Raw genomic sequence first — 7,666 nt, forward strand, 5'->3', positions numbered from 1 at the left:
CGCCTTATTCCGCTGCTTCGCTGAGGTCGCTCTGCTCGGCGGCCTGCCGCGTCCACATTTCGGCGTAGAGGCCGTCGCGGCGCAGCAGTTCGAGGTGGCCGCCGCTTTCGACGAGGCGGCCCTGATCGAGCACGAAGATGCGGTCCGAATCGGCGATGGTCGAAAGGCGGTGCGCGATCGATATCGTGGTGCGCTGTTCGGCAAGGCCGCGCATGGTGGAGAGAATGTCCTGCTCGGTGCGGGTATCGAGCGCGCTGGTCGCTTCGTCGAAGAGGACGATGGGCGGGTTCTTGACCAGCGTGCGGGCGATGGCGACGCGCTGCTTTTCGCCGCCCGAAAGCTTGAGGCCGCGTTCGCCGACTTCGGTTTCGAGGCCCTTGGGCAGGCGCGCGAGGAGATCGGTGATGGCAGCGCCGTGCACCGCCTTGAGAACGTCCTCGGCGCTCGCGCCTTCGCGTCCATAGGCGATGTTGTAGCCGATCGTATCGTTGAACAGCACCGAATCCTGCGGAACGATGCCAAGCGCGGCGCGCAGGGAGGTTTGCGTGATTTTCGCAATGTCCTGCCCATCGATGAGAATTCGGCCGGACCACGGATCATAGAAGCGGAACAGCAGGCGCGCGATGGTGCTCTTGCCTGCGCCCGAGGGGCCGACGATGGCGACGCGGCTGCCGGCGGGCACTTCGAGCGAAAGGCCGTGGAGGATCGTGCGGTCCTTGTCGTAGCCGAACAGGACATTGTCGAAGACAACGCTCGGATGCCGGATGAGCAGCGCGGGTGCGCCGGGGATGTCGGCCACTTCGACTTCGGTATCGATCAGGCGGAACATCTCGGCCATGTCGATCAGGCCCTGGCGGATCGTGCGATAGACCATGCCGAGCATGTCGAGCGGGCGGAACAGCTGGGTGAGATAGGTCTGCACGAAGACGAGCTGACCGGCGGTGTACCAGCCCTTGGACCAGCCCCACGCGGTGTAGGCGAGCGCCCCCGCCATCAGCAGGTTGACGACGAGCGCCTGCGCGATGTTGAGCAAGCCGAGGCTGTTCTCGCTCTTCACGGCGGCATCGGCATAGGCGCGGGTGGCCTGCGCGTAGCGCTCCTGCTCGCGCGCCTCGGCGCCGAAATACTTCACCGTCTCGTAGTTCAGCAGCGAATCGACTGCGCGGCTCAAGGCCTGCCCGTCGAGCCGGTTCATCCGCTCGCGCAGGGAACTGCGCCATTCGGTGATCGCGCGGGTGATCCAGATATAGGCGACGACCGCGACGGCGGTTGCGGCGACCAGGCCCCAGCCGAAAGTGAAATAGAAGATGATCGCGACGATGATCAGCTGCAGGATCGTCGGCGCGATGTTGAACAGCATGAAATAGAGCATCGTGTCGATGCTCTTGGTGCCGCGTTCGATCACCTTGGTGACTTCGCCGGTGCGGCGGGCAAGGTGGAACCGCAGCGACAGGCGGTGGAGGCGCGCGAAGACGTTTTCGGCGAGCGCGCGGGTCGCGTCCTGCCCGACGCGCTCAAACACGATGTTGCGCAAGTTGTCGAACACCACGCCGATGAAGCGGCCAGCCGCATAGCCGAGCACGGTGAGCATGACGAACATCGGCAGGCGCGCGCCCGGGCCGCTGTTCATCGCATCGACCGCCCACTTGAGGAGGTAGGGCAGCGCGAGCTGGGTGCCGGTGGACAGCAGGATCAGGCCGCTGGCGACCACGATCCGCCAGCGCAAAGCGGGATTATCGCGCGGCCAGAGGTAGGGAAGGAAGCGCTTGAGTGTCAGCCACCCATCGTGGCGGGCATTCGGATCGGTGGCGGTATCTGGCGGCATGAGCCTTCAGATAGGGGGTTTGGCGCGTTTCGCCAGTGGGAATGGGCACGCAATCTCAATCCCGGTCAATGCTGAGCTTGTCGAAGCCCCGGAACTGGCGGTCGCGCCAGCACCCTTCGACAGGCCCTGGGTGAGCGGGAATGGTGGTGCGGTCAGGGAGCCGCGAGTCGGCGGACCCGCACCTTCAGAACCGAAACGGGATCGCGGCGTTGTCCGGCAGATCGAACAGGATGCGCTTGGTCGCGAAATCGATGGCGACGCGGTGGAACAGCTTGAGCTGGTTCATCCCCATGAAGAGCGCCGGGCGCTTGACCAGTTCGAGCTTTTCGAAGGCGGGCGTATCGGCAAAGACCAGCATCGAATTGCTCATCGTCATCGTGCCGAGCCGAACGGTGCGGACCATGGCGACGTCGGCCATGATCGTCTGGCCGGTGACGGACTGAAGCTCGGTCATCTCGCCCTTGTGGCGCTTCGCGAGTGCTTTTTGCAGTGCGCGGTTGCCGATCGAGGTGTCGGAGCCGGTGTCGACCACGATATCGGTGCGCACGCCGTCGATCAGGGCGTTGGTCATGATCAGCTGGCCCGAACGGCGGCGGGCCTGGACCACGATCTCGAACCCGTTGCTGCCGCCAAGCTGTGCGGCATCGCCGATCGACATGCGCTTCTTGTCGAAATCAAGGAGGACGCGCTGGTCCTGCAGGCTATCGAGTCCGATAATCCCGTCGGCGCCGATGTTGTAGCCATCGAGCAGCGGCGCGGTGAGGCCATAGAAGCTGCGGCGGCCGAGGTTGATCTCGTCGATCTCGACCAGATCGACATTCTGTGTCCCGGCAATGCCGATGAGGAGGCCCTGGCCGGTGGTCGGCAGGCGCAGGCGCTGCGCAATATCGCGGGCGAGCACGGTGCGCTCGGCGCCAGTATCGACGAGGAAATCGAAAGGCCCTGCCTGACCGCCATTGTGCCCGATGCGTACGGGGACCGTCATGCGGTCGTGCCGGTCTATATCGGTCTTGACGATGTCTATCGCGCCCGGGCCGCCTTCGACCGGAGGCAGCGGTGCGGGGGTGGCCAGCGCAAGCGCGCTGGTTGCAAGTGCCAACAGACCCATGGCTTCCTTCTCCTGGCGGCAAGCATACGCCTTTCCGCAGGCGGTGCCTATGTAATTCAGGGGGTTGCCGGCTGGGCGCGGCGCCCGCGCAGACTGGCCAGAAGTTCGCCGAGCAGGCCGAGGATCTCGGCAAAGAGCGGGTGGCCGACAAGGCGCAGCGCTGCGAGCCAGAGGAGCGCGCCCGCGCCGGCGGTGAAGAGCATCTGCAGTGCGCCCGCTTCCGAAGCCGGGGCCCAGACCTGATAGCCCACGATCACCGGCGCGACCGCTGCGGCCGTGACGATGAGGCTGCGCACATAGACGACTGCGAGATCGCGCCAGCGAAAGCCGAGCATGTTCTGCATGAGCGGTGCGTAGATGATCATGAACACGATGCCGTGGGCAAAGCGCGATATGGCCACCCAGATCAGGCCGAACGGCGCGCTGAGCGCGAGCAGCAAAACGGAGGCGGCGGTTTCGATGACGTTGCGGCGGATAAGGCTGCGCATCCGGTCCAGCAGCAGCGGCAGATCGCTGTTGAGCGGGAGCGCGACATAGCACAGCTGCGACAGCGCGACCCAGCCGAGCAGCGGGGCGGCAGCGATCCAGCGCGTGCCGTAGAGCAAGTGGATGATCGGTTCGGCGAGCACGGCGATGCCCGCCATCGCCGGCCAGGTGACGCCGGTGTAGGCCGCAACCACGCGCAAATAGGGCGGGCCGAGCGGCTCGCCATTGTCGCGCACGCGGCGGAAGGCCGGATAGAATACGCCGGTCACCGCCCCGGCGACGAGCAGGCGCAATTGCAGCGCGAGGCCCGAGGCCCGGGCGAACAGGCCGACGGCGGCGTTGTCGAGCAGGCGGCCGATGACGAGTTCGGGAGCGCGGCCGGTGATCGAATAGCACACCGCCAGCACGCTGTTGGTGCCTCCAAGCTTGAACACCGGCGCCGAACCCGCAAGGCGCAGCGGCCAGGGGAGCATGAGCCCCGCTCGCCACTGGCTGACGAGCAGCCGCGCCCCCTGCTGCGCAAAGGCACCCCATGCGAGTGCGAGCGCGCCATAGCCGAGAAGCGCCAGCGTGATCGCGACCCCGGCATTGGCGACGGCCGAGCCGACTTCGATCATCGTGTTCGATTTGTAGTCCATCCGCCGCTGGCAGGTCGCCTGCGGAACTATGGCGAGCGGCACGAGCAAGTAGGAACAGGCGATCACGAGCGCGACCGGGCGCATCGCGGGATCATGATAGAACGCGGCGATTGGCCCCGAGGCGAGAATCGCCAGCAGCGCGATGCCCCATGCGAAGGCGACCGAGATCGTGAACGCTGTGTGGAGCTTTTCCGCGGTCAACTCGCGCTCGCCGTTGATGTAGCGGGTGACGCCGAAGTCCTGCAGGAACGCAACGAGCGTGACGGCCGCGAAAGCGATGGAGAACAGGCCAAGCTGCGCTGGCGTGATGAACCAGCGCGCCAGAACGATGCTGGTAGCAAACTGGATCGCGAAGGAGGTGTATTGCGAAACGAGCGCCCAGGCCGCTGCGGTTCGCACCGACATGACGGGGGGCTGTTCGGCAAGCTCGGCGATGAGGCGTTCGGTGCGGGTCATGCTCAGCCCTCGGTTTCGAGGAAGCTGGGGTAGAGCGCAGAACCGGCGGCGCCCCGGCTGTGGGCCCGGCGCCGCCAGCGCAGCATCGGGCGCGCGAGCGCGGGGAAGAGCTGCCACAAGGTGAACGACAGGCGCCAGGTCATGCCGGCGACCTGCCCGCGGGCATGGCGCAGTGCGGCTAGGCCGCGCCGGGTATCGCCATCGACGATACAGTCGATCGCATGTTCGAAATCGAGCGCGGCGCGGCTATCGGCCAGCAGCTTGTCGAGCAATGGGATCTCCGGTGCATCGGCGGGGAGGGCGGCCCGCGCTTTCTCGTAGGCGCGGATATTGCCGAGCAGCATGCGCCCGGCATTGGCGGAGGCGCTGCCGGGGCGGACGCGGTATTCGCCCAGCACAGCATCAACATAACGTGCAGTGCCGCCGAGCATCATCAGCCGGACCCAGAGATCGAAATCTTCCGACTGGGCCATACGGGTATCGAAGCTGCCGATGCGGTCAAAGTCCGTGCGGCGGAAGGTGGTACCGATATAGACGTTGAAGGAGCGGTCCAGAACATTGGCGAAAGTGCCACTGGTGGGCTGCGCGCGGTCGACGCAGGTCCGCAGACGCGTGACCGCACCGAAGATCATCGCATTGCACGTGACGAGCCGGACATCCGGTTCGGTTTCGAGAATGGGAACGACCGCTGCAAGATAGCCGGGACGGAAGAGGTCGTCGCCGTCGAGAAGGGCGATGAGCGGAGCGGTTGCCGCCGCGATCGCGCTATTGCGCGCGGCGGAGACGCCGTGGTTGGCGGTCGCGAGGAAGCGAATACGCGGATCAGCGAGGAAGGGGGCCACGGCGCCGGCCACGTCATCGGGGGCGCCATCATCGATCACGATGCATTCCCACGCGGTGAAGGTCTGGCGCTGGAGTGAGGTGAGCGCCTCGCCGAGGAGATGCGCGACCCCATAGGCCGGCACGATCACGCACACCCGCGCACGCTCATTCGCACGCGCGGAGGAGACGCCCTCCATACCTGACTTTGCCGCAGGCACGGGCACGTTGGGAGAATCGCTGGCCATGTCCGATCCGGACTAAGCCGGAGGCGCTTAAGGTTTCGCTTACGATGCCGAGTCGGGGGCGATTCTTCGCGAATCCACGCGTTTCCGCCCGATTCTGAGGAGTGATTCGGCGGGAGGTCGATTCAACAGGCCCGCGCAACAATCGCAAAGTCCCCGGTTTCCGGGGGGTTTGCGACTTGTTTCAAAAAAAATGCAAAATCCCGTTGACGGGCCGGAACCCCCTCCATATATGCCGCTTCACCGGAAGGGAACGGCGCTTCGCTTCTTCCTCTCCCGGTCGCCAACATAGTCGGACACCAAGTCCCCCGGTAGCAAAAATCGGGGAACACTGGTTGTCCGCCAAATTCTGTCTGGTGGCTCTTTGACATTGTTAGTTTAGATGAAGGGACATGTGGGCGACGGCGCCCGGTGTCGAGGGTCTTTGGGCCTCGAACACCGGTAACCAAGTCGATGCCATAACATGTCCTAACGTAACCATACGTTTGACAAGTGCAGGTATCGGCTCCCGAAGTTAGGTATCGTGCGGTCTGCGGGTTTACCCGTGCCACATGGTATTTTGACAAAACTTGAGAGTTTGATCCTGGCTCAGAACGAACGCTGGCGGCATGCCTAACACATGCAAGTCGAACGAGACCTTCGGGTCTAGTGGCGCACGGGTGCGTAACGCGTGGGAATCTGCCCTTTGCTTCGGAATAACAGTTAGAAATGACTGCTAATACCGGATGATGTCTTCGGACCAAAGATTTATCGGCAAAGGATGAGCCCGCGTAGGATTAGGTAGTTGGTGGGGTAAAGGCCTACCAAGCCGACGATCCTTAGCTGGTCTGAGAGGATGATCAGCCACACTGGGACTGAGACACGGCCCAGACTCCTACGGGAGGCAGCAGTGGGGAATATTGGACAATGGGCGAAAGCCTGATCCAGCAATGCCGCGTGAGTGATGAAGGCCTTCGGGTCGTAAAGCTCTTTTACCAGGGATGATAATGACAGTACCTGGAGAATAAGCTCCGGCTAACTCCGTGCCAGCAGCCGCGGTAATACGGAGGGAGCTAGCGTTGTTCGGAATTACTGGGCGTAAAGAGTACGTAGGCGGTTATTCAAGTCAGAGGTGAAAGCCCGGGGCTCAACCCCGGAACTGCCTTTGAAACTAGATAACTAGAGTCTTGGAGAGGTTAGTGGAATTCCGAGTGTAGAGGTGAAATTCGTAGATATTCGGAAGAACACCAGTGGCGAAGGCGACTAACTGGACAAGTACTGACGCTGAGGTACGAAAGCGTGGGGAGCAAACAGGATTAGATACCCTGGTAGTCCACGCCGTAAACGATGATAACTAGTTGTTCGGTCACTTGGTGACTGAGTGACGCAGCTAACGCATTAAGTTATCCGCCTGGGGAGTACGGTCGCAAGATTAAAACTCAAAGGAATTGACGGGGGCCTGCACAAGCGGTGGAGCATGTGGTTTAATTCGAAGCAACGCGCAGAACCTTACCAGCGTTTGACATCCCGCGCTACCCAGAGAGATTTGGGGTTCCCTTCGGGGACGCGGTGACAGGTGCTGCATGGCTGTCGTCAGCTCGTGTCGTGAGATGTTGGGTTAAGTCCCGCAACGAGCGCAACCCTCGTCCTTAGTTGCCATCATTAAGTTGGGCACTCTAAGGAAACCGCCGGTGATAAGCCGGAGGAAGGTGGGGATGACGTCAAGTCCTCATGGCCCTTACACGCTGGGCTACACACGTGCTACAATGGCGGTGACAGTGGGCAGCAAACTCGCGAGGGTGAGCTAATCTCCAAAAGCCGTCTCAGTTCGGATTGTTCTCTGCAACTCGAGAGCATGAAGGCGGAATCGCTAGTAATCGCGGATCAGCATGCCGCGGTGAATACGTTCCCAGGCCTTGTACACACCGCCCGTCACACCATGGGAGTTGGTTTCACCCGAAGGCAGTGCGCTAACCGCAAGGAGGCAGCTGACCACGGTGGGATCAGCGACTGGGGTGAAGTCGTAACAAGGTAGCCGTAGGGGAACCTGCGGCTGGATCACCTCCTTTCTAAGGATCGATCGGAAAGCGCCAGGGCTTGCCTCTGGAAG

General features: G+C 62.9%; 4 protein-coding genes and 1 rRNA gene. 1 reads left to right on the forward strand and 4 read right to left on the reverse strand.

What is annotated here, in order from left to right:
- Nucleotides 1-4 precede the first annotated feature (4 nt).
- The 4 genes from ACO056_RS07825 to ACO056_RS07840 form a co-directional block, all read right to left on the reverse strand.
- Nucleotides 5-1,825 (reverse strand): ABCB family ABC transporter ATP-binding protein/permease, encoded by a 1,821-nt coding sequence (locus tag ACO056_RS07825; protein ID WP_421854277.1) that lies wholly within the window; start codon nucleotides 1,823-1,825, stop codon nucleotides 5-7.
- A 184-nt stretch (nucleotides 1,826-2,009) separates the two neighbouring features.
- On the reverse strand, nucleotides 2,010-2,933 hold the full coding sequence (locus ACO056_RS07830) for an aspartyl protease family protein (RefSeq protein WP_421854280.1): 924 nt from the start codon (nucleotides 2,931-2,933) through the stop codon (nucleotides 2,010-2,012).
- Between the two features lie 56 nt (nucleotides 2,934-2,989).
- Nucleotides 2,990-4,513, reverse strand: a complete 1,524-nt coding sequence (locus tag ACO056_RS07835; protein WP_421854283.1) for a lipopolysaccharide biosynthesis protein — start codon at nucleotides 4,511-4,513, stop codon at nucleotides 2,990-2,992.
- Between the two features lie 2 nt (nucleotides 4,514-4,515).
- The gene (locus tag ACO056_RS07840) at nucleotides 4,516-5,580 is read right to left on the reverse strand and encodes a glycosyltransferase family 2 protein (RefSeq protein WP_421854286.1); all 1,065 of its coding nucleotides are present in this window, start codon (nucleotides 5,578-5,580) and stop codon (nucleotides 4,516-4,518) included.
- A gap of 562 nt (nucleotides 5,581-6,142) precedes the next feature.
- On the opposite strand from ACO056_RS07840, the gene ACO056_RS07845 reads away from it, so the two are divergent.
- A 16S ribosomal RNA gene (locus ACO056_RS07845) occupies nucleotides 6,143-7,625 on the forward strand.
- Nucleotides 7,626-7,666 lie beyond the last annotated feature (41 nt).

It is taken from the genome of Novosphingobium sp. (assembly GCF_965228995.1).
Classification (GTDB): Bacteria; Pseudomonadota; Alphaproteobacteria; order Sphingomonadales; family Sphingomonadaceae; genus Novosphingobium.

Excerpts from the sequence above, each read along its gene's own strand:
- ACO056_RS07840 (WP_421854286.1), bottom strand. The coding sequence starts at position 5,580 with ATGGCCAGCGATTCTCCCAACGTGCCCGTGCCTGCGGCAAAGTCAGGT.
- ACO056_RS07830 (WP_421854280.1), bottom strand. The coding sequence starts at position 2,933 with ATGGGTCTGTTGGCACTTGCAACCAGCGCGCTTGCGCTGGCCACCCCC.
- ACO056_RS07835 (WP_421854283.1), bottom strand. The coding sequence starts at position 4,513 with ATGACCCGCACCGAACGCCTCATCGCCGAGCTTGCCGAACAGCCCCCC.
- ACO056_RS07825 (WP_421854277.1), bottom strand. The coding sequence starts at position 1,825 with ATGCCGCCAGATACCGCCACCGATCCGAATGCCCGCCACGATGGGTGG.